At 48.8% G+C, this 22201-nt stretch carries 19 protein-coding genes; 6 read left to right on the top strand and 13 right to left on the bottom strand.

What is annotated here, in order from left to right; genetic code table 11:
* Positions 1-9: 9 nt before the first annotated feature.
* Positions 10-1938 (bottom strand): alpha-L-fucosidase, encoded by a 1929-nt coding sequence (locus JIN82_RS08700; RefSeq protein ID WP_200311242.1) that lies wholly within the window; start codon positions 1936-1938, stop codon positions 10-12.
* Positions 1939-2250: 312 nt separating this feature from the next.
* Between JIN82_RS08700 and JIN82_RS08705 the strand changes: the two genes are divergently transcribed.
* Positions 2251-3129, top strand: coding sequence for a thioredoxin family protein (locus JIN82_RS08705; RefSeq protein ID WP_200311243.1), 879 nt, complete (start codon positions 2251-2253; stop codon positions 3127-3129).
* Between the two features lie 113 nt (positions 3130-3242).
* Here the strand turns inward: JIN82_RS08705 and JIN82_RS08710 are convergent, their stop codons facing one another.
* Positions 3243-5351, bottom strand: coding sequence for an esterase/lipase family protein (locus tag JIN82_RS08710; RefSeq protein ID WP_234041875.1), 2109 nt, complete (start codon positions 5349-5351; stop codon positions 3243-3245).
* Here JIN82_RS08710 and trpB point away from each other — a divergent pair.
* Complete coding sequence (trpB, locus tag JIN82_RS08715; RefSeq protein WP_200311245.1) at positions 5333-6562, top strand: tryptophan synthase subunit beta; 1230 nt, start codon at positions 5333-5335, stop codon at positions 6560-6562. The genes JIN82_RS08710 and trpB overlap by 19 nt on opposite strands.
* Positions 6563-6590: 28 nt before the next feature.
* Positions 6591-7421: an LpxI family protein gene (locus JIN82_RS08720; protein ID WP_200311246.1), complete on the top strand. Its 831-nt coding sequence runs from the start codon at positions 6591-6593 to the stop codon at positions 7419-7421.
* A 31-nt stretch (positions 7422-7452) separates the two neighbouring features.
* On the opposite strand, the gene JIN82_RS08725 is transcribed toward JIN82_RS08720, so the two are convergent.
* The 5 genes from JIN82_RS08725 to JIN82_RS08745 form a co-directional block, all read right to left on the bottom strand.
* The gene (locus tag JIN82_RS08725; RefSeq protein WP_200311247.1) at positions 7453-8862 is read right to left on the bottom strand and encodes an ABC transporter ATP-binding protein; all 1410 of its coding nucleotides are present in this window, start codon (positions 8860-8862) and stop codon (positions 7453-7455) included.
* Positions 8846-9637, bottom strand: a complete 792-nt coding sequence (locus JIN82_RS08730; RefSeq protein ID WP_343221733.1) for an ABC transporter permease — start codon at positions 9635-9637, stop codon at positions 8846-8848. The genes JIN82_RS08725 and JIN82_RS08730 overlap by 17 nt, the downstream gene beginning before the upstream one ends.
* Positions 9627-10580, bottom strand: a complete 954-nt coding sequence (locus JIN82_RS08735; protein ID WP_234041876.1) for an ABC transporter permease — start codon at positions 10578-10580, stop codon at positions 9627-9629. Before JIN82_RS08735 ends, JIN82_RS08730 begins: the two co-directional genes overlap by 11 nt.
* A complete protein-coding gene (locus JIN82_RS08740) occupies positions 10564-12105 on the bottom strand; it encodes an ABC transporter substrate-binding protein (protein ID WP_234041877.1) in 1542 nt (513 codons plus the stop codon). The genes JIN82_RS08735 and JIN82_RS08740 overlap by 17 nt, the downstream gene beginning before the upstream one ends.
* A 112-nt stretch (positions 12106-12217) precedes the next feature.
* Positions 12218-13057: an alpha/beta hydrolase gene (locus JIN82_RS08745; RefSeq protein WP_200311251.1), complete on the bottom strand. Its 840-nt coding sequence runs from the start codon at positions 13055-13057 to the stop codon at positions 12218-12220.
* 105 nt (positions 13058-13162) lie between these two features.
* On the opposite strand from JIN82_RS08745, the gene JIN82_RS08750 reads away from it, so the two are divergent.
* The gene (locus JIN82_RS08750; protein WP_200311252.1) at positions 13163-14056 is read left to right on the top strand and encodes a hypothetical protein; all 894 of its coding nucleotides are present in this window, start codon (positions 13163-13165) and stop codon (positions 14054-14056) included.
* A gap of 101 nt (positions 14057-14157) precedes the next feature.
* On the opposite strand, the gene JIN82_RS08755 is transcribed toward JIN82_RS08750, so the two are convergent.
* Together JIN82_RS08755 and ileS are read right to left on the bottom strand one after the other, a co-directional pair.
* Positions 14158-14490, bottom strand: coding sequence for a hypothetical protein (locus JIN82_RS08755; RefSeq protein WP_200311253.1), 333 nt, complete (start codon positions 14488-14490; stop codon positions 14158-14160).
* 145 nt (positions 14491-14635) lie between these two features.
* A complete protein-coding gene (ileS, locus tag JIN82_RS08760) occupies positions 14636-17401 on the bottom strand; it encodes an isoleucine--tRNA ligase (RefSeq protein WP_200311254.1) in 2766 nt (921 codons plus the stop codon).
* Between the two features lie 478 nt (positions 17402-17879).
* Here ileS and JIN82_RS08765 point away from each other — a divergent pair, with 478 nt between their 5' ends.
* Positions 17880-18272, top strand: coding sequence for a response regulator (locus JIN82_RS08765; protein ID WP_200311255.1), 393 nt, complete (start codon positions 17880-17882; stop codon positions 18270-18272).
* A gap of 546 nt (positions 18273-18818) precedes the next feature.
* Positions 18819-19700, top strand: a complete 882-nt coding sequence (locus JIN82_RS08770; protein ID WP_200311634.1) for an NAD(P)-dependent oxidoreductase — start codon at positions 18819-18821, stop codon at positions 19698-19700.
* Between the two features lie 55 nt (positions 19701-19755).
* Here JIN82_RS08770 and JIN82_RS08775 read toward each other — a convergent pair whose 3' ends face one another.
* From JIN82_RS08775 to JIN82_RS08785, 4 genes are all read right to left on the bottom strand, one after another.
* Entirely contained in the window at positions 19756-20397 is a 642-nt protein-coding gene (locus tag JIN82_RS08775) for a hypothetical protein (RefSeq protein ID WP_200311256.1), read from the bottom strand.
* 203 nt (positions 20398-20600) lie between these two features.
* Positions 20601-20705: an AURKAIP1/COX24 domain-containing protein gene (locus JIN82_RS17645; protein ID WP_343221734.1), complete on the bottom strand. Its 105-nt coding sequence runs from the start codon at positions 20703-20705 to the stop codon at positions 20601-20603.
* A gap of 38 nt (positions 20706-20743) precedes the next feature.
* Entirely contained in the window at positions 20744-21619 is an 876-nt protein-coding gene (gene hisG / locus JIN82_RS08780) for an ATP phosphoribosyltransferase (RefSeq protein ID WP_200311257.1), read from the bottom strand.
* Between the two features lie 225 nt (positions 21620-21844).
* Positions 21845-22165, bottom strand: coding sequence for a KH domain-containing protein (locus JIN82_RS08785; protein WP_200311258.1), 321 nt, complete (start codon positions 22163-22165; stop codon positions 21845-21847).
* Positions 22166-22201: the final 36 nt, after the last annotated feature.

The following is a 22201-nucleotide window of genomic DNA, read 5'->3' on the forward strand; positions in this document are numbered from 1 at the left end:
GATATGTTCTTACTCAACCTGCTTGATTTTCATTCCGTATGTGTGGAATGGTTTCCATTTTGGATTGCTAGAGTCAGATGCAACCTTGAGCGTATAAGTGCCAGGTTTGTCTATTTTGAATGAACCGAAATCAGACTTTCCAGGTTTGCTCTTCACTCGTTTGATATTGAGCTGCGTTGTTTTAGTCTCGCCTGCTAGGGTGACGGTCACACTAGTTGGGCTTTTCGCTAGAATAGTTGGTTCCACCACCCATGTGCCTGCGGCTGGAATTTCAACTTCCCAGCTGAAGGAATCTTCTTTGTTAGTCCATGGTTCAAGTGCACGGATGCTGTCATCAGCGTCAATGGTCACTAGCTGGATGCTGTCGCCGTGGATGCTTGCTGTGTCTACAGAAAGGCTGACTTGCTTGAATTTTACTTCAGTAGCTTTTGGGTTGTAGCTAATGGCCTCAGCTGGGATGGCGATGGCTACCCCAACAGCATTGATGTTATCTACAGGGATATTAGAAATATCTAACACTGGGTGCTTGTCTTTATTGACAGTCATCTTCACTGCGCCGCCGCCGACTAGTTTAGCTCCTTTGAGTAGCTCTGGCTTGTCGACAAACATGGAGCGGATAGGGGTGTCAGCTGACACTTGCCCCAGATAGATCGCGTAGACAGTTTTACCGTCTTTAGATTTGGTGAATCGGATGTCGCTGTTGGAGTATTGGCGCATGGCTTCTTCGCTGCCTGAGATCTTGCCTTGGAAACGAACTTGGTGAGGTCCTTCGCCGTAGTTTTCCCACGGGCGAGTTTTGTAAATCGCCTCGCCGTAGCGGTCTAACCATGAGCCCATGATGTTGAGAACTTCAAGTTGGTCAGCTGGAATGTTGCCGTCTAGATCAGGGGCAATGTTGAGTAGGAAGGTGCCGTTTTTAGAAACGAGATCGATCAATGTGTGGGTGAGGTACTCGCCCGGGAAATTGCCAGCGTCGTCATAGCGCTCTTTGTTGAGGAACCAATAACGAACACCGATAGATTCGTCGTTCATGAAGGTCTTCTCCATCATGTTGCCTGGGCGGCCACGCTCAGTATTGAGCATGCCGGTTGGCAGTTTGGTTCCGTGTTTATGAATGAATGTGACGTCTTTGTTGTGGTCTTCAGCCCAGTTGTAGTAGTAGCTGGCTAGGTCGAGTCTATCGTCTTCTTTGAGCGCGTTGTAGAGACCGTAATCGAACCAGATTGAGTCTGGCTCGTATTTATCAATGACTTCTTTGACGAGTCCTAATTGTCTGTCTAAATACTCTCTGGTGCACGGGTCAGATTTTTTGTGAGGCTCATTGTACATGCCAACGTATTTCGGATCGCTGCCGTCATAGTCATAGCTGCCGAGGAAGCTGTGCCCCCAGCTGGCCATGTTGTGGAAAGTAGTGATGAAGTTCATGCCGCGCTTGCGGTATGAGGCAGCGAGCTCGCCAGTGATATCGCGCTTAGGACCTTTTTGTTTGGCGTTTACTGGGTTGATGTCACTGTTGTACATGCAGAAGTTGTCGTGGTGAATAACAACCATGCCAGCAAATCTAGCGCCTGAGTCATAAAATGTCTGAGCCCATTTTTCTGAGTCGAAATCTTTGGCTTTGAAATAATCGACCATGTCCTTGTAGCCGACTTCACTAGGGCTACCATAGTTTTCTACGTGGTATTTATAGACCGGGCTATCTTTGACATACATGTTGTTATAATAGCCGATGGAGCCAGTGACAGGTAGCGTGCCCAAGAATGTTTGTGGTCCCCAGTGGGTATAGATTCCAAACTTGGCGTCTTTGAGCCATTCTGGCGCATCATTTTTTACGCCGACAGATTCCCATGTGGGTTTGAATTTAGTGCTCTGCGCGCTAGCAAGTGCGATGCTTGCGGCTAGGCAAACTGATGAGCTAAGTAGTGTGGATACTTTCATAAGTATTAGTGATTATTTCTAGTGCTTGTAGGCTCTTGTGCTGGATATTTCTATCAACCGTGAGGCTTTGATCATATAGAAATTATCCAGCTGAATCTCATTGTCGATATTTAAATATGAAATTTATATTCAAATATTGAGACGGCGATTGATAATCAACATGTTTGCAATAGCTAAGTGACTGAGGTGATTGGCGGTTGCACAGTTATGGGATTTCGGCTAATTAAGTGGAAATAAATCGAGCTGATGAATGACTTCATGAATGAGCATATTTTAAAAATATCTGGATTGGCAGGGATGTCGCTAATGGTGATGAGCTGTGGAAAGCATGTGCCGCCGACCTCGCCTGAAGAGGCGATGAAAAATGTGCCATCAACGATGATTGCAGGTGGAGGCATGGGCGAGCAGCAGATGAAGGTGAATGTTAGCCAGATTATCCCTGCGGAAAAATTAATTTGGGCTCCAGAGGATGAAAACGTGCCCATGGACGAGCAGTTTGAGGAAGTATGGGCCACCTCAAACAAAGATACTTGGGAGGTGAGTTATACGGTAGCGTCGCGCAAGGCGAAGCAATCTGGCAAACCATTGATGATCTGGTTCACTGATTCACGTAATAATGGAGGAAATAGTCCACGCTGCAAGGTGCTTAGTTCGGAGCTGCTAGAAACTGTTGAGTTTGAAGAGTGGGCTAACGAAGAGGCTGTGCGTTTGCGTATAGACTTGTACGTCAGAGCTGATCCAAAGGATGATCTTAACGAAGATGATAGAGTGAGAAATGTTAAGCAAGGCAGTGTGCAAGAACGCAAACAACAGTATGTGGATAATCTCAAACGCCGCTATAAGGTAAAGGGTACGCCACACATCTTTATGGTTTCGCCTAGCGGAAAGACGGTGGGGAATTATAAGGGGTTCACTACTGGTGGCGGACCGTATTTGCTAGGCCAGCTGAAGCAGGCAGCGCGTATCATTCGTGACGACTATGGTGCTTGGCGCGAGAAAATGGAAAAGCGTGGCTATCGCATTTGGACTAACCGCAGTGGCGATCAAGTTTTGGCAAAATTGTTACGCTACAGCGATGGTAAAGTATATCTGGTAGATCCAGATGGTCGCCGAAGCCAGACGAGTGTGATGAGGCTGTCGGATGCGGATCAGGCGTGGATTGATGCCGAGAAGGCAAAGCGCGGTTTGTAAGTATATTTTTCTAACTAGCTGGCTGCAAATTCCAGCTAGTTTGTTAAATGAAAAAAATCCAGCTGGACAGACGTCCAGCTGGATTTTTTTGTGACTAAGTTAGATTGGTTGATTTACTCAGCTTCGCGGGCGATTTGTTTTTCTAGCAATGGCAGCTCTGGGTATGAGGTCTGGCCAAGGTGAAGGAAAAGAATGCGGCGGATCTCTGCGATGGTTGCTCCTTTGCCGGTGAGTGAGTGGCCTGAGTGGACGATTTTTTCAGACGCAGCGCCATCTAGGTGTGAGCTCCAGTAGGGCACAACACCATCGCTGCTTTCAGCTAGTGGATCATTGAGGTTTTTGCTGCCAATGATGGAGTGGTAGGTGGTGTTTTTGCCAATGGGCATTTTGAGGACAGCTAGGTTGAATGGATTGTTGGGTTCTAGTGAAGCGATGCCGTCTAGCCGTTCAGAGGAGATTTTCACGCCTGTGGGTGTGAGGCCGTCGACCAGCGGTAGAGATGGTGGTGCTAGGCGAGTCAGCTTGGATGTGTTAGCATCTAGTGTTGCCATCTGGCTGAATGCGGTGACTGATTGCTCGATGATGTCGAATGGGATATTGATCAGCCAGCGGGCAATATCGCCAATTTTGCCAGAAGCAATATCGCTGCCGCGGTGAGGAGCTGCCGCAAAGACAACCCGCTTGATGTTTGGGTTTGGGGAAAATTCAATAATTGCCATGATGGTATCTTTTTGTTGTTGGCTCATGTCAATTTGCTCAATCGGACGCTCAAATAATGCGTTGTAGATGTCGTCACCCGATTCACGGATTTGCATGTTAGTGAGCAGCCCGCCCATGGAGTGGCCTATCATGACCATGTTTTTCATGTGTGGGTTAGACCCGTTAGGGTTGTAAACTTCTTGGAAGTCATCTAGCAAAATGCGCAACTTAGCGGCTGAGTAGCCAATCGGGTAGCCAGTCGGGTAGAAGAACATGACTGGCTGATATTTTTCACGTAGCACAGGATCGGACTGAATGACATTGATGGCATCTAGCCAGGTCAACGGGCTGGACATTAGCCCGTGAACGAGAACCACGGGAATCTTGTCTGGATCGTAGTCTCTAAGTAGATAGAGGCCGGTGAATTGCTCGTATTTATTTGGGTTGAGCATGCCGCTAAAGCCAAAGTCTTCCTCTGGGCTGTAGGTTTTGATGAGCGCGAGCGCAGTGGTGAAATCGTAGGAGAGCTTCAGATCATCACCATCCAAGTTGATGGTGTGTTTGCGGTATGAATTGAATAAGGTGAGCTGAAATGACTGGGATCCGTGGTGCATTTCATCCAGCTGGATGCATGCGGTAGCTGGAATCACAAAACCGGTATGCGGCATGAAGGCATCTTTCTTGCTTGGCTTTGCAGGCCTTTTCATGTGGCCAGCCATGGCTGCGCCCACCGCATCGCGGCGCACACGTTCGGTGAGCATGCCCTTGATCTCTATGTAGTCAGCCGCCTTGATGCTATCGAATTGCGTTGGATCGATGGTATATTTTCCAGAACGATCCCACGAAATGGTGTAGATGCCCTCGGGGCCTTCGATGCGTAAATTGTCGCGATCAGCTACTTTTAGATCGTAAATGATACTTGTGGCTTGTGAGCATGATAGATTGTAGATGTTGCGCAGGTTTTCGATGCTTTCTGGGAGGATCGGTTTTCTGTGAGTGATGATAGCGTACTTGGCTGCGCATAGGTAATAGCCGAGAGCTTTTTGGTGTTCGCCTTCACTTTCTAGCAGCTCGGCGCGGCGCGAGCTGATTTCAGCAATGCATAATTTATTGTCGACGCTGGGAGTTTTGCGATCGAGCTCGATGAGTGCATGGATGGCGTGGTCGGGAGATTTTTTGTAATCTTTAAGCAGCTGGTTATTATCTAGCGTCTGGCGGCTGCGGTCAGATAGATGGTGGTCGTGAGAAAGAAATGTCGCCAGCTGGGATTCTTGGATCGGCTTAGTTAGAGTGCTTACTTCCAGCCCGCCACAGGAAATAACAAACAGCGAGATAGCTAGGAGTAGCAAGCTTTGGGGACCACGAGTGAAAAATTTGCGATTGGCAATCATGACGGTGAGAGGGTGTACAAACCATTGATAGAGTAAAATGGCCACTGCTGACAATGTCATTTCCTGATGAATGCGCACTTGCACTTCGCGCCTGACGGTTATAGGTGTTTGTCGTGGCAAGTAACGCACCATCCTCATTACCCGACGAAAGCGGACATTTTGGCACCTACGGTGGCATGTTCGTACCCGAAACATTGATGGCTCCATTGCAGGAGCTCACAGTGGAATATGAAAAAGCAAAGGCAGATCCAGAGTTCCAAAAGGAGCTAGATTATCTGCTTAGGCAGTATTGTGGCCGTCCAACGCCGCTTTACTACGCTGAGCGGTGGACCGAGAAATTAGGCGGTGCCAAGATTTACCTCAAGCGTGAAGATCTTCTGCACACTGGCGCACATAAAATCAACAATGCCATTGGCCAAATTTTGCTCGCTAAGCGATTAGGCAAAAAGCGTATCATTGCGGAAACTGGAGCTGGCCAGCATGGCGTAGCTACAGCCACCGTGTGTGCTCGTTTTGGCATGGAATGTGTAGTCTATATGGGCGCAGTGGATATGGAGCGCCAAGCGCTTAACGTTGCCCGTATGCGTCTGCTTGGAGCAGAATGTGTTCCGGTAACAGCTGGCCAAGCGACTTTGAAAGAAGCTGTGAATGAAGCCATGCGTGATTGGGTTTCTACAGTAGATCATACTCACTACATCCTCGGCTCAGCGCTGGGATCGCACCCATTCCCAATGATGGTTCGTGATTTCCACCGTGTGATTGGCCTCGAGGCTAGAGAACAAATTTTAGAACAAGAAGGTCGTCTGCCTGACCTCTGTGTGGCCTGTGTAGGTGGTGGCTCTAACGCCATCGGCCTATTCCATCCTTTCATCGACGACAAAGAAGTTGAGCTGATGGGGGTTGAAGCTGGCGGTGATGGCATCGTGCCTGAGCGTCATGCCGCTCGATTCCAGGGTGGTAAACTTGGTGTTCTTCAGGGGACAAAGACTTGGTTGTTAGCTGATGACGACGGTCAGGTTGAGCTGACTCACTCAGTGAGTGCTGGCCTCGATTACGCCGCCATTGGTCCTGAGCACGCCTACCTTAAAGACATCGAGCGCGCTGATTATACCTATGCGACCGACGATGAAGCACTGGCTGCATTCAAAGAACTATCCTGCACTGAGGGAATCATCCCTGCGCTGGAGAGCTCACATGCGATGGCTTATGTTTCTAAAATCGCGCCGGGTATGCCAAAAGATTCTATCATCATTGCAAACCTATCAGGTCGCGGTGATAAAGATGTGGCGCAGGCAGCTCGTTATCTGCTCAAAGATCACAACTTAGACGAAACTCAGCTGTAATTTCTAGCTAGGTCATCAGAATTTATCCATGGCGACGAGAACCATTGGCATCATTGCTGGCTCAGGAGTTTACCCTGAGACATTTGTTGAGGCAGCCCGCCGAAAATGCGAAGGGGTGCGTTTGGTTGTCGCCGCGTTTGTGGATGAAACTCGTCCTGATCTAGCTGATAAAGTTGACGCCTTTGAATGGTTTCGTGTTGGCCAGCTGAGCAAGACGATCAAATATTTCAAAAAACAAGGGGTCAACGAGGCGATCATGGTAGGGCAGATTGCACCTAGCAATCTGTTCTCACTGCGACCAGACATTCGCCTGATGGTGATGTTAGCCAAGGTGAAAGAGCGCAATGCTGAAACCTTGTTTGGCGCCATTGCTAACGAGATGGATAAAGATGGCATCACTCTAATCAATGCCACCACATTCCTCGAAGATATCATGCCATCAGCTGGTCATGTCATGGGGCCAAAGCTCAAACCACGTCAGTGGGAAGATGCTGAGTTTGGCTTCCGCATGGCCAAAGAAACTAGCCGGCTAGATATCGGCCAGAGCGTTGTCGTTAGACACGGAACCGTTCTCGCAGCTGAAGCATTTGAAGGCACTAATGCTTGCATCAAGCGGGGCGGCGAGCTCGGCAAAGGTAAAGATGTTACCTTGGCTAAAGTTTCCAAACCGAATCAAGATTTTCGATTCGATGTTCCTTGTGTGGGTCCAGATACCATCAAAAATTGTGCGCGATCTGGCGTCGGTGTGATCGCCATCGAGGCAGATAAAACGCTGGTACTCGACTACGATGAAGTCATGCGCCGTTGCCAGCAGGAGAAGGTGTCGTTAGTAGCTATCAGTCAAGCAGCTGGTAGTTAATTTAAATCTACAAAATGGATCAGCTGCGTTGTTAGTTTGTTTGATCCAGATCAATGACTCGATGACTGATTTCATTGACCAAACGTCTATCGTGACTGATGTAGAGTAGTGCAGCACGATGTTTTTCAAGGTAGCTGAGCAGTGCTTTATTGACGACTTCAGCAGTGATCATGTCGAGTCTAGAAGTAGGCTCATCGGCGACGATATAGCGCGGGCGAAGTAGTAAAATGAAGAGCAGGGAGAATCGCTGAAGTTCGCCGCCAGAAAGTTGATGAGGTTTGCTTCCTAGCAGCTTCGCTGAAAGTCCGAGTTCATTCATTATCACTTCGACATGGTCTTGGTCAAAACGATGCTTTTTTTGTAAGTCAGTTAGCAGGATTTGCAGTGGGTGGTGAGCAGGGAATGTCGTTGCAGGATCTTGGCTGAGTTTGAGTACCTTCGGTCGCTCGGCAGGAAAATAATCAAAGTGGTAATTTATGCTGCCTGACTTAGGTTTGAGCAGTTTGAGTGATAGGTCAGCTAGGCTAGATTTTCCTTTGCCGCTTTCACCAACCATGCCGATGATTTCTCCCTCACTGATGGTTAAGTTGAAGTCGTGGAAGAGTTGCTTTGAGCCCCGAGATAGGCTGACATTTTCCAGCGTGATGATAGGTTTTGGCTGCTGTAGCTTCTCCGGTCGGTTCCATTTCTTCTTGGCGGCTGAAATGAGCTGTTGGGTGTAGCTATTTTTCGGCTCTGTTAGAACAGCTGAAGCGTCGCCTTGCTCGATGATTTGGCCATCGCGCATGATAATGATGGTGCCACCAAGTTCCTCCGCGAGCTGCAAATTGTGAGTAATGGTGATCAATCCGCCGTGATCTCTGTATTTTGCAAGCCGTTTGATCGTCGCCGCGGCATGCCGTCTATCTAAGCCTTTAGTGGGTTCGTCAGCGATGAGCACTTTGCCTCCTGCTGCTGTGGCGGCAGCGTAGGCGACTCGTTGGGACATACCTCCAGACAGTCTGCTGGGCACCTTTGCTCCGTGACCGTCTAGGTTTAGTTGAGTCAATGATTCATCAGCTGATTGAGTTGCTTTGCGGTATTTCTGTAAATGGACAAACTCAAAAACCTCTGAGATCTGCCGCCTCATCGGCATGATCGGGTTCAGTGACTTGCTAGGTTCTTGGGGTAAAAAACAAATCTCTCTAGCCCAAATCGCTTCTAGCTGGGATTGGCTTATCTTAGTTAGTGGCTTGCCGAAGAGTTTGATTTCACCAGTTTGGCAGATGCCGGACGGCAGAATTCCCAGCAGAGCTTGGGCTAAGATGCTTTTTCCAGCTCCTGATTCGCCAAGGATGGTTAGAGCTGAATTGCTAGCTAGCGAAAATGATAGATTGTCGACGAGTTTACGGCCGTGTTGATCTTGAATTGTTAGTTTTCTGGCTTCAATCAATGGCGTCATTTGACCCTCCTTTCGCTAGTAAATTAAATGCTAAGACGAGTGCGAAAATGGCCAACAGTGGCTGTGCTAACACCCATGGGGCATCTGAATAATATGGGAAGAGCTCAACCATCATCAGTCCAAGCTCCGCATCAGGTGGTCGCAAGCCGACGTAGACAAAACCTATCGAAGCCAAAATTAGGATGGCGTTTCCTGCACCAAAACAAGCGAGGGTAGCCAGATCTGTTTTGATAGATGGCCATAGATGCCGCCTCAAGATGTAGACTAGATTAAACCCGTAGAGTTGTGACATCTGCACGGCGGGTTCACTCTTTAGGCTCATCACTCTGGCTCGGACAACTCGAAAGTATTCCAGCCAAAGCACAAGGCTGATGGAGAGGTAGATCATAAAAAATGAGCCAGGAATGATTGAGCTGAAGAGTAGTACGATAATGAGGCCTGGTAGGGCCATGATGATGTTGACGACGGTTGAAAAGAACCGGTCAACATGTCCGCCATACCATGCTGAAAAGAAGCCAGTGAGGGTGCCTATAGTCGATGCGGTAATGACGCAGATGCTAGCCATGCTTAGGGATGTTAGGATGGCGCTAGAAATTCTAGCTAGATTGCAGCGCCCAAATTGATCAGTGCCCAAGGGGTAAGTTAGTGAGGGGGGATCAAAAATGCTATCTAGATTTTGGCTAGCAATGTCATTGCTTGTAAACCTATTGGCTAAAACCAAGACTAGTAAGATTAACAGGATGCCAGCACCCAGCTTTTGTTTTCTATCTATCATGGTTAGAGGCTGAATGGTTGATTCTTGGATCAATCAGGTAGACAGCCAGATCGATAAACGAGTTGATAGCGACAAAGAGCAAGCCCATGACCATAGCTGAGGCTTGAATCATGGGGATATCACGGCTGAAGATGGCGTGAGCGAGCGCATGACCAATTCCCGGCCATGAAAATAGTGATTCGATCATGACAATGCCCTCTATCAGGCAGATGGCTTGAACGCCCAAAAAGGGGAGGAATAATAAGGTGATGTTAGGCTTGGCGTGTCGCTCGAAAGCTTGGTTTTCGCTTAGCCCTTTGAGTCTGGCAAATTGGTAGTAGCTCGATGTTACTGCGTTATTGGTGATGTTTTTTATCATTCTGCTAGAAAGTGCGGCCATGCTCAGGGCGAGTGCTGTCGCTGGTAGGATGATGAATTCACTGCCGCCAAAACCTGCTACGGGTAAGAGCTTGAAATGAATCGAAAATACTAAGATTAAGATTAGCCCAATGACGAAAACCGGCTGAGCCCGCAGGATCGCAGAAACAAATAAGGAAGTGTGATCAGCTAGAGAGTTAGCCCTGCGGCCACAATAAGTGCCGATTGGCACGGCGATTAAAACCGAAATGATCGTAGCTACAAGGGCGAGTTCAAAACTATGACCTAGCTGATGCTGAATCTCATGCAGCACTGGTCTGCCTGAAACAAGGGAGTTGCCAAAATCAAGTTGAGCCAAGCTGCCTAACCAATCGAAATACATGCTGATAGCGGAGCGGTCGAGGGCGAGTTCACTTGTGACCATATCTGCGGCTTGCTGGTTGACTTGATCATAGCCATAGCGGCCAGCGGCAATTTTAAACGCCATATTGCCAGGGAGTAGGCGCATCATGATGAAGCTCAGTGTGCCCACAGCCCACACAACAAAAACCGCTTGGAAGAGCCTTTTGCTAATCGTTGTTATCATCAAAATAGATCTCAGAGATTCGATAGTTGAGCTCGAAGGGGTCAAAGGTGAAGTTTTGCAATCGTTTGTTAATGCTCACTTGCTGGGTGTAAAAAACCACAGGGATGACTGGCATTTCAGAGGCAAATATATTGGCAATGGCTTGTTTGTGAATCCGCTGCTGCTGATCACCATTGGCCTCGTTTGTCAGTTTCAGGTGTCGATTGAGTGTGCTTGATGACCAGTTCATGTGGCCCCAGTCGCTGCCGTGGTGGCTGGCACAGTCCTGCTCTAGCAAGGCGAGTGGATCTGCAATGAGCCCGTAGTTACGAGCAATGAGAGCCATCTCTAGCGAACCATCATGATGTCCATCTGGGATTGAGCTAGAGTTTTCAATGGCGATGTTCACTTTGATGCCAATCTCTAGCAGTTGTGCCTGGATCGCTGTGGCAATGACTGTGAGCTCTGGCCGGTCAGCGTAGGTCATTAGGGTGATTTCGAATCTAGCATGATCTCGCTTTAGTAGACCATCGTCGCCCATTTTCCAGCCAGCTTGCTGCATGAGCTCTTTGGCTTTAGTTAGATCTCTTTTTGTTTGCGGGCTATGTTTGAGATGCCAGCTGGCTAATGCAGGTGGGAATAGCTGATAGGCTTCAGCGCCTTTGGTTCTGGTGATGTGCTCAGCAATGCCAGTGCGGTCAATAGCTAGACTGATAGCCATGCGCGTATTTGGCTGATTTAGAAATCGATGATCATTATTCAGCTTGATGACCACTGTTCTCGGAATGGAGCCGGTGTGGATGTTCAAGTGTGGAGAGTTTGCCAATAGTTGCTGGCTAGCTGGGTCCAGCGTATAGGCGAGGTCTGCTTGACCGCTCTGCGATTGCAACGAGCGACTCTCTGCACGGTGACCTGTGAGGTATTGGACATGTGGAATGTTAGCTGGTTCGCTCCAGTATTGGTCAAACTTCGATAGATGAATTTTGTGTGGAGGTGCAATCAATGTTGGTCGGTAGGGGCCAGTTCCTATCAGAAATGAATTTTCTCTATGATGGTTAGGATCTGTAATGGTAATGGCTGCAGAGTAATGCGCTAACACCGCTGGAAGAGCGCTGTATTTGTGTTCTAGCTGAACAACAAGTCTATCATTACCTTCAGCATAAATCTTACTGATAGGAGTTGTCTGGAGCACGCCTGGCTTTGTCATCGCTTCAAGCAATGCGTGCTGAACGTGGTCCGCTGTCATTATGGTGCCATCGTGAAAATGGACGTTCTGGCGAATTTGAAAAGTCCACCTTAGCCCATCAGCTGACTCGGACCAGTCCGTGGCTAACATAGGAGTGATTTCACCATTTGGCGCTACCCCGCATAAGGTTTCGACTACCTGAAGTCGCGTGTATAGGTAACCGTCTTTTGATAAATCCTGGCTGGTGAACTCAAACGGGCCGTTGATTCGCAAAGTTGTGGATTTATCGACGACGTTAAAATTGGCAACTAGCCACCAGAGCAAGCATAAGCTGAGACTAATTAACGATAGCTTTGACATCGATTAGATTTTGTAACGACAAAAGATAGCGAGTGCATGCTCTAAGTATATCGTCATTAGTCGAATCTAATGGTCTGTAAAATAAGAGTGGTTCGTTTGTTTTAAAGTGAGCTTACGGCTCATGAGTGACTTGCTCACTAATAAATCCAAGTTGAACCAAGAATAGGTCCATGCAGTTGAGGCATTGTTCGAAGTGCTGTTGGTTTACGTTGAAGTTGAAAAAACTATGCGTAGCATTCTCAAACTCAATTAGATCGCAAATATTGCGTTTGGATTTCATCAGCTGGGTGAATTTCTTCACGTGCGTGATAGGAGCGACGACGTCTAACTTTCCATGGAAAAACAACGATGGTGGTAGCTTGCGGCGAATCCACTCAGATGGACTGGTTTTATAAGCAAAGCGACCCTTGGGGAATTTTTTATAACAGACACCTGAATGCGTGGTATCGACAATAGCGCTGAATAGGATCATTGCCTGTGGTTCTGTAGATGGCACGCCTTCACCTGATGGAGGCGGCAACATGGCTAGATCCAGCGCGAGGTGGGCACCTGATCCCGCGCCAACGGCAACCACTTTTTCTGGGTCAGCGCCAAGCACAGCTGCATTTCTGCGCAGCCAGATCATGGCGGCGCGTGCATCTTCGATAGCTTCTAGCGGAGATGTTTGATGGGTGTCTTCTAGCCGATATTCTACGACGCCAGCGATCATGCCCTGCATGGATAGATGCAGACATTGCGGGACAAATTGTGTGATCATCGGTTTGTCCCACTGGCCACCGTGGAAAAATAAGGCGCTGGCTCGTTGGTCTGAGCTCTGGTGGTTATCAGGAAAAAATAGATGAACCTTGAGCTCGCCGTGTGCAGTTTTGTGATACACAAAGCTCTGCGAATCCTTGAGGAGGTCGCTTGTGCGTGCTGGACTGATAGGATGGGCTTTGCTGAGGTGGTTCATGACAAATTGTGCGATATGGGGAGCGCTGCGCGATCATTCATCCAGCTGACCAAGATGTCTACGAAAAATGATTGCAGGACGCGGCAATAATTGGGACAAGCATGTATGCAAATTTTCCGACTCCTTCTCTGTCTGTTGATGATGAATTTCTTACTACCGTCTTCGGCCAGTGCTGATGATGCTAAGTTGGCCAATGGTTTGTCTCAAGTCTATCAAACTTGGCGCCAGGCAATGGTGAATAAAAACTATAATCAATGGCGTGCGGTTACTTCTAGCAGTCGTCAGGTTAGTGTGCAAAACCGTCTTGTTTCTGAGAAGAAGCCATTTCCTCAGGCATTGTTTGCGCTTCCAGCGGCGCCTCCAGCTGTCGATCAGATGAAGTTGATAGAGGTTAACCAGCGAGGTTCTACCGCCAAGGCAGTGTACTTTGGCAAAGCCGATTTTGGTGGCGCAATCGACCCGCATAACAACCTGCTAGTGATTTCTTATCTAGCTGAAGGTGGTCGTTGGCGCTACGATGGTCTTGAGATTGTTAACCTCAGCCAGCTCAAAGATGTGCGTAGCCAGCTAGAAAAAGGTGATCTGAGCTACGTTCAAGGTGAGGCATTTCAGGCTGATGGTAAAATGCCGCAGCGTCAGATTCCAGTGACGGGTGCTAAGTATATCGCCAAAGTTTATGCCTATTGTCCTGGCCGTGAAATTCAGGCGCAAGTGAACCGCATCAGCCGTCACAACTTCCAGGACATCATGCATTCTGAGGTGATCATTGGTGGCGCTAAAGATGGTCGCAATGAAATTAGCTTTGCTATCAAAGCGCTGCCGGGTGCGCAGGGGAATGAAGAAATGGCCCTGCGAGTTTATCTATTTTCACAAGTAGAGGGAGTGAAGCCTATCAAGGTATTTGAATATCAGTTAGCCAAAGGTGAAGTGGCCAAGCCTCATGGGACAGAATCATTTGTAGTCACTGCTGATCACGTGCGCCAGTTGATGGGCCGTTAGGTTGATGAAGTATTAATTCTCCAGCGCTTGGCTGGACAAAAAAGAACCAGCTAGAGCATATCTAGCTGGTTCCTTTTTTTTGTTATGAAAATGCTAGGCGCTTAGAATTTAAATCCGTTGAGGATAAATTTGATCAGCAGGATAGAGCCGATAGTGCCCATTAGTAGTCCAAAGAAGGCGCGGCCCATGCCATGTTTGCGATTGCCAGTTCGCTTGCTCTTGTTGATATCTTGGATGGCTAAAATTGAGGTGATGAAGGCTAATGGAGCAGGAAAGAGCGCTAGGCTTAAGAGGCCAAGGTAGCCAGCTGCGATCGCCCAGCCTGAACGACCGACGGGGAGAAGCATGCGTACGCCTGCTTGGTCGCCGAGGTTAGATGTTGGCATTTCTTCTGGGCTTGCTGCGGTGGTGGGTGATTGGTAAGGGTCTGACATAATTTGCGCCTCCTGTTACTAACATGCTTTCAGTTATGCAAGTGTCGTTTTGTTATTTAATGTCAGTATTTTAAGCCAGCTGGAAAACAAAACTGGCCACTCCGGTGATGGAGTGGCCAGCTAGATAAGTTTGTAGTGGGGAGTATTACAGAGCGGCTTCGCAGCGTTCGCAGAGCACGTCTTTGATTGGCTCGTAGCGGCGGCAGCGTGGGCACATGCAGAACTCAGTTTTCTTCGCTGTAGCGACGGCTTCATCAGCTGTATCTAGCTGGAGGCCGGCGATGATGAAGAACTCAGTAGCGAAGTCGCGGTCTTCTAGCAGGCTACGGCAGCTGTGATCTGCTGGCAGGCTGAGAGTGACGTCAGCTTCGTTATTTTTGTTGAATGCTTTGGCTTGGATTTGCTCTTCGATGGCAGTCTGGATGATGCCGCGAAGGTTGAGCAGCTCAGTGACTTTTTCACTAACTTCTGATGGCGCCCATTCTTCTTTAGCTGTTGGGAAGTCCTGTTGGTGAACGGATCCTTCGAATCCAGCGTGCTCCCATGCCTCGTCAGTGGTGTAGGCGAGGATTGGTGCGAGCAGTCTAGCAAGTGAGCTGAAGACTTCGTGCATGACAGTCTGAGTGGCGCGGCGGCGCACGCTGTCGGCTGAGTCACAGTACATGCGATCTTTGGTGGCATCGATGTAGATGGCTGATAGGTCGTTAGCGCAGAACTGGTTGAGGGTGTTGAATACCTTGCGGAATTCAAATGCCTCGTAGGCTTTGGCGCATTCGCCAATCACACCGTGCAGTTGCTCAAGCACCCATTGATCGAGCAATGGCATGTCGGCTTTGGCTACGGCGTCAGTAGCTGGATTGAAGCCGTCCATGTTGCCTAGCAGGATGCGCAGGGTATTGCGCAGGCGGCGGTATGGCTCAGCGATTTGCTTGAAGAGATCTTCACCAAATGGCACTTCTGTTTGCCAGTCAACGCTGGATACCCAGAGGCGAACGATATCGGCGCCGTACTTGTTATAGTAGTAGGCGGCATCAATTGGTTTGCCTGACTTTTCAGCTTCTGATTTGGATAACTTGGTTGACTCACCGTTAGTTTTGCCAGCCTTCTTCGCTTTGAGTTTGTCTTGATCGACAACAAACCCGTGAGTGAGTACGGCTTTGTATGGAGCGGCATCACGAGCGCCAACAGAGAGCATGAGCGATGACTGGAACCAGCCACGGTGTTGGTCAGTAGCTTCCAGATAGAGATCAGCTGGACCTTCTAACTCAGGGCGGCGGTCGACCACTGCAACAGATGATGATCCGGAGTCAATCCAGACGTCGAGAGTGTCGCGGCATTTTTTGTAAGTTTTTGGTAGGCCAAGGCGTTCGCAAAGTTCTTCGTCAGTTTTTTCGAACCAGATGTTGGATCCTTCTGACTCGATGAGAGCGGCGATGTTTCTAGCGAGCTCGGCATCGATGACGGCTTCACCATTGTCATCAAAGAACACAGGAACAGGAACGCCCCATGTACGCTGACGAGAAACGCACCAGTCTGGGCGAGCTTCTACGGTGCCGTGGATGCGGTTGCGTCCCCAGCTAGGTAGCCAGTTTACTTTGTCGATTTCTTCCAGAGCTTTTTCGCGCAGGCCATCTAGCGAGATGAAGAACTGCTCGACGGCGCGGAAGATGATAGGTGTTTTTGAACGCCAGCAATGTGGGTAGCTGTGAGTGATGGTTTCTTTGCCTAGCAGGTGGCCTTTGCCAGCTAGGATTTTGATGATAGGCACGTTGCAGTCAAACACGTGCTCGCCAACAAACTCAGGGATGCCCACTTCTTCAGTGAACTTACCTTCATCATCAACTGGAGAAAGGACGCCGAGACCATTTTGCTGGCCAGCAACGTAGTCATCAGCACCGTGACCCGGAGCGATGTGAACTGCGCCAGTACCGGTTTCAGTAGTGACGAAATTCGCATTGATCACCTTGGAGGTGCGATTGATAAATGGATGTTGCGCTTCGAGGCCTTCGAAGGCTGAACCTTTAACTTCCTGAAGTTTGTTTTTCAGCACAAAACCAGTTTTGTCAGCGAACTGCTCGAGCAGGTCTTTAGCGATGACAAACTTTTTGCTGACAGTTTGCTCGTTGGCAGTTTTTTCAAACTCACCGACGACGTAGTCGAAAAGCGGGTGCACGGCGATGCCGAGGTTAGCTGGCAATGTCCACGGTGTGGTGGTCCAGATGGCCATGGAGACACCTTCGCCAAATTGATCACTGAGCAGCGGAAATTCAACAAAGAGAGTGATGGATTTTTTGTCCATGTACTCAACTTCAGCTTCAGCCAGCGCTGTGTGCGCGCCGTATGACCACTGCACAGGTTTCTTGCTCTGGTAGACGTTGCCTTTGTCGATCAAGGCTGCGAATGTGCGCACGATGTCTGCCTCGTAGGCTGGGTCGAGCGTGAGGTATGGGTTTTCCCAATCACCAAAAACACCGAGACGGCGGAATGATGATTTTTGGGTTTCGATCCATCCTTTGGCAAAATCCACACAGCGGCGGCGGATCTCAGCTGGCTCGAGGTCACGAGCGGCTTGTACGACTTTAAATTCGATTGGCAGACCGTGGCAATCCCAGCCAGGAATGAATGGAGTTTCAAATCCAGCCATGGTCTTGGATTTCAGCACGAGATCCTTGAGCACTTTGTTGAGCGCTGTTCCCATGTGCACGTCACCATTGGCAAATGGCGGGCCGTCATGCAGAATGTAGCGAGGTGCCTTCTCGTCAATACGACGCTTCTGAATCTTCGTATAGAGGTGGTTTCGCTCCCATTTATCGAGTCGTTTAGGCTCGTTTTTGACGAGGTCGCCGCGCATCGGAAATGTGGTATGCGGCAGGCTCAGCGTATCCTTGTAGTTGCTACTGTTGGCGCTCATGATCTTAGACCGCGGACGCTAGGCAATGTGCAGGTCAGGGTCAATCGTATTTAAGTTGCAAGGTGGAAGTTTTGCTCACCTAGTCCACTTGGTGGGTTGGGAAAATTCAGTGGTAAACGAGAAATAGCAGCCATTGTGGGTGGTATGTGGCGTGATCACTGGGCAAAAAATTTGAGTTTTTTGGCCATTGTTTGCCATGCCGCTGGCTGAGGGGAATAGGGGAGATTTTTTCCATCTCAGTTGCGGTGAAATGTAAGTCGTCTGGGGTAGCAATTTTTAATCATTGATGAGGTGGTGAGTATGATTTTTCCACCACAGCTGGAAATCTAAGCATGATGAATCATTCAACAATTTATCGACATCTAACCCAATTTATTATTTGTTGGTTTTTGGTTGGCCGCGCGCTCGTTATTTTAGCAAAAAAAATAGCTGCGAAATTATAACAGCCAAAATTAGTTTTTATCTACACCCTAACTTTATGAACCCAATATTAGTAGTAAATGACGACGCCTCTATCCTCTCAAGCATCACACAGTTTTTGAAGGAGGGTGGGTATTTTCACATCGCAGCATCCAGTGGCGAGCAGGCTTTGACGATGGCGTCTGGTTATGATTTTCAGTTAGCTATCTTAGATCTTAAGTTAGCTGATATGGATGGTGATGATCTCTACAGCAAGTTGATCGATGTTGAGTCGCATTACACCTTGCCAGTTGTGGCGTTGATAGATTCATTTGATGGCGCTGAAGTGGCGGTATTAAATCGTCTGGTAACTAAGGGCATGGTGACTTTGTTGCCCAAGCCGCTTGATTTTGCCCGCTTGCAGGAGGTGATGAGTCAGTTTGGTGTGAAGCCAAAGTGTGAGCTCGTTTAGAGATGATTTTTTGTCTAGCTGACTGATCTGTTTCGCCCCTTCAGGGCTAGATATCATTTTGCATTGTCACCTAGGGTTGCGTTGTGCCTTCGGCGCTGCCTTACCCTAGGCTAGTCTGTTGTTCGCCTTCGGCGATATGTTGAGCCCTAGCTGGAGCTTCTGGCTGGGTTTTCTAGCTGGGTTTTCTAGCTGGGTTTTCTAGCTGGGTTTTCTAGCTGGGTTTTCTAGCTGGGGTTTTCTAGCTGGGTTTTCTGGCTGGGTTTTCTGGCTGGGTTTTCTGGCTGGGGTTTCTAGCTGGGGTTTCTAGCTGGGGTTTCTAGCTGGGGTTTCTAGCTGGGGTTTCTAGCTGGGGTTTCTGGCTGGGGTTTCTGGCTGGGTTTTCTGGCTGGGTTTTCTGGCTGGGGTTTCTGGCTGGGGTTTCTGGCTGGAGTTTGTGATGGCGTATTTTTTGCACTTGAGGGTGGTTAAAATTGTTAATGCGCTTAGTTTGATCTGAATAATCACAGAGCCCTGAACTTCGTTAGGGTGGAATTTAAATAATAAATGATGAAAGCAAGGATTGGAATAGTTGGGGCGGGTAGAATGGGTGCTAACATGGCACGTCATCTAAATGACGAAGGTTACGAGGTGTCTGTTATTTACGATGTGTACCAAAAAGTGGCTGATGATCTGGCTGCGGAGTTAGGTGCTCAGCGTGCTGCGGATTTGCCAACGGTGACGGCAAATGCGGATGTGGTGCTCACTGTGGTTACTGATGATGCCGCGATGCGTGATATTTTTAAACCAGCTGGCGATACATTATTATGTGGTGCGCAGGGAGTGACATTCATCAACTGTGCGACCTTGAGTCCAGAGGTGCATATCGAGGTGGCGAATGCAGCCGAGTTAGCTGGGGCCAATACCTTGGAGGCGGCAATGGCCTCAAGTATTGACCAAGCGAGAAACGGCACGCTCTACCTGATGGTGGGCGGCGATGATGCTGTATTTGCTGAGCACAAGCAGCTGTTGGACACGCTCTCGGTGGCGCTGCGATACACGGGCCCTATTGGCTCGGCGGCTAAGGTGAAGGCGCTAGTAAACATGGTAATGAACATGAACACTGCGGCCTTGGCTGAAGGGTTGGGGCTCGGTGATGCGCTTGGCCTAGATCTAGAGATGCTCTGCGAGGTCTTCTCACAGACAGGCGCTAACTCACGAGTGTTGGAGACTGATGCGGAGGATATGTTGGGCCGCGATCATGAATGTTATTTTTCAGCCGCTCATGCAGCTAAGGATAGTGGCATCGCCAATAGTCTGGCTAAATCAGCTGGCGTGGCTGTGCCTTTGTCTGAGGCGACTAAGGCGCAATATGAAAAGTTGATTGCGCTCGGGCGTGGTGAGTTAGATAAATCAGCGGTCTCAGAGCTGACTTTTAAAAATAGGGCCTGATAGGCTGGCTCTCTGCTGTTAGCGAGAGGAGGGGGAGTGGGGGAATTTTTTCTGACTACTCTCTTTCTACGCCAGCTGGTAGCCAATCGTCATTCAGTGATTGGATGCTTTCGCCAGGTCCAGCTTGTCCAGCTGTGTTGGGATCGTTAGGGTTGGCGGTCTGTGCTGAGGCTCGCTTTAAGCCGCTTTCAGGAGCGGTTTCGATTCGTTTGATGGTATTGTCGAGGTTAGCGACAAGGAAGCTATCGTTGCTGATGACAAGTTTGACGCGTGAGAGTTCCTCAAAGACGGCACGTGATTGTTTGTAGTTTTTGTCGGCGATGCTTATTTTGTTATCCGCTGAATCGGCGCTGGCGCCTTTAAGGATGTCTGAGGTTTGGGTATCTGAGCCGAGGTGTTGGCCCATGCGGAAGAAGATGTCCTCGATGTTGATGGCTACCTGCTGGAGTTTGCCTACGCATTGGTCGCCATCCTTGAGGGTGTGAACGCTCTCCAGTGTCGTTAGGATTTCATCCTGTTGGACGAGCATTTCGTTGTAATAGACTTTTACATCCTCGCTGGATGATGATGGCAGCTGGATGCCGTCGGCGATGGCTTGCACTTTGCCTTTGGCGGATTCAGCTAGATTGACAACCTTATCGCATGAGCAAAGAAGCAAAGCCGCGGGTGCGATGGCTGCGAAAGTAACAAATTTCATTATGCCTAATACAAACGTGTTCGGATTGATAGACAATGAAAAAAAATCAGCCGCTGAGGGGGTGGGGGAGTCGATTTATTAACAACTAACTAAGTGCAAATGTTTTGTATTTGTCTGACAAATAGAAATAAAATAACACATAAAAAAGGGGCACAGCCGATTGGCTGTACCCCTTTTTGTTAAGGTCGTAGCGACCAAGTCAATTATGACTTGTAGCGGAGACGCTTCTTATGACGATTAGCCTTCATGCGCTTTTTACGCTTATGCTTACTAATCTTGGATTTACGATGTTTTTTCAGGCTTCCCATGATTTAGTTTTGGTTTGGGTTAATATCTAATGTCCGAACTATTGGACGATTTTAGAAAGTGGGTATTCGATGATTCCCTCAGCGCCGACGAGCTTGAGGTCAGGGATAAGGCTGCGAGCAACCTTTTCTTCGATGATGGTGTCTACAGCGACCCAGCCTTCTGTGGCGAGGTGGGAAACAGTAGGTCCGTGCAGTGAAGGTAGTAGTTCAAGCAGTTCTGGCAAAGCCTTTTCTGGAAGGTTGAGCTTGAGGCCAACTTTGCCACGAGCTTCGATGCATGCTTTGAGCATGAGTACCATACGCTCCATTTTCTCACGTTTCCACTCGTTTTTACAGGCTTCTTTGCCTGCGTAGAAGTGAGGGAATGAGGTGAGCAGGGTATCAACGATGCGCAGCTTGTTGGCACGGATGGATGAACCTGTCTCTGTAACGTCAACGATGGCGTCAACGAGGTCTGGTACTTTTACTTCAGTGGCTCCCCATGAGAACTCGATTTTAGCGCTGACGCCTTTTTGGTCGAGGTAACGCTGGGTGATACCAACGCCTTCGGTGGCGATGCGCTTGCCTTCGAGATCTTCAACGGTTTTGATTGGAGAATCTTCAGGGACTACCAGAACCCATTTGGTAGGGCGAACGGTAGCGCGTGAGTAAGGAAGCTCAGCGAGGTCTTCGAGTGCATCTTCATGCTCCCATGCCCAGTCGAGGCCGGTAATACCGCAATCGATGAAGCCTTGCTCCAGGTAGCGGCCGATTTCTTGTGCGCGGATCATGTAGATGTCCAGCTCTGAGTCGTCAGAGGATGGGCGCAGACCGCGATCAGATGTGTATACATTGTAACCAGCTTGCTTTAACAGCTTGATGGTTGGTTCTTGTAGTGAGCCTTTTGGTAAGGCGATCTTAAGTTTTTGCGACATATCAACTTTGGGCGGGCGGCTGTCTTAGCGATTAATCGCAGAGAATCAACGCAAATCTCTCAGAAAGCGCGCTTTTTATCCGAATGGGTGATGTGGGGTGACGGGCTTAGCCGTTCAAGACAAAAGTCAAATGGTGAAAATCCTTGTGGCGAGACCAGCTGGCTGGGCGGCAAAAGTTTTTTGCCGTGTGGATGTGAGTGGGTATTTCCAGCTGGCTGGACGAGATTATTTTGCTTCGTCGTCGATGATTTCGCCGGCTTCGATGGCAGCCATGCGCTGTTGCTCTTCTTCCTGAGAATGAATCTGTAAGGTGGCTGAGATGTTGTGTTTGGCAGCGGTGGCTTTGAGTAAGTTGCGAATGGCGCTAGCGGTGAATCCATTGCGGCCAATTAAGATGGCGACGTCTTCCTTGGCGAGGATGAGGCGGAAGCGTACGTGAGATTCGTCAATCTTGGCCACGCGTAGCTGTGCGTGCTCCGGGTGGTCGATAAATTGTAAGGTGACAAATTGAAGAAAATTGCGAATTTGCTCAGTGGCTATTTCCATGACGTGGATTTGACACTGGCTAGAGTGGATTTTCAA

The organism is Persicirhabdus sediminis (genome assembly GCF_016595495.1).
In the GTDB taxonomy this organism is placed as follows: domain Bacteria; phylum Verrucomicrobiota; class Verrucomicrobiia; order Verrucomicrobiales; family Akkermansiaceae; genus Persicirhabdus; species Persicirhabdus sediminis.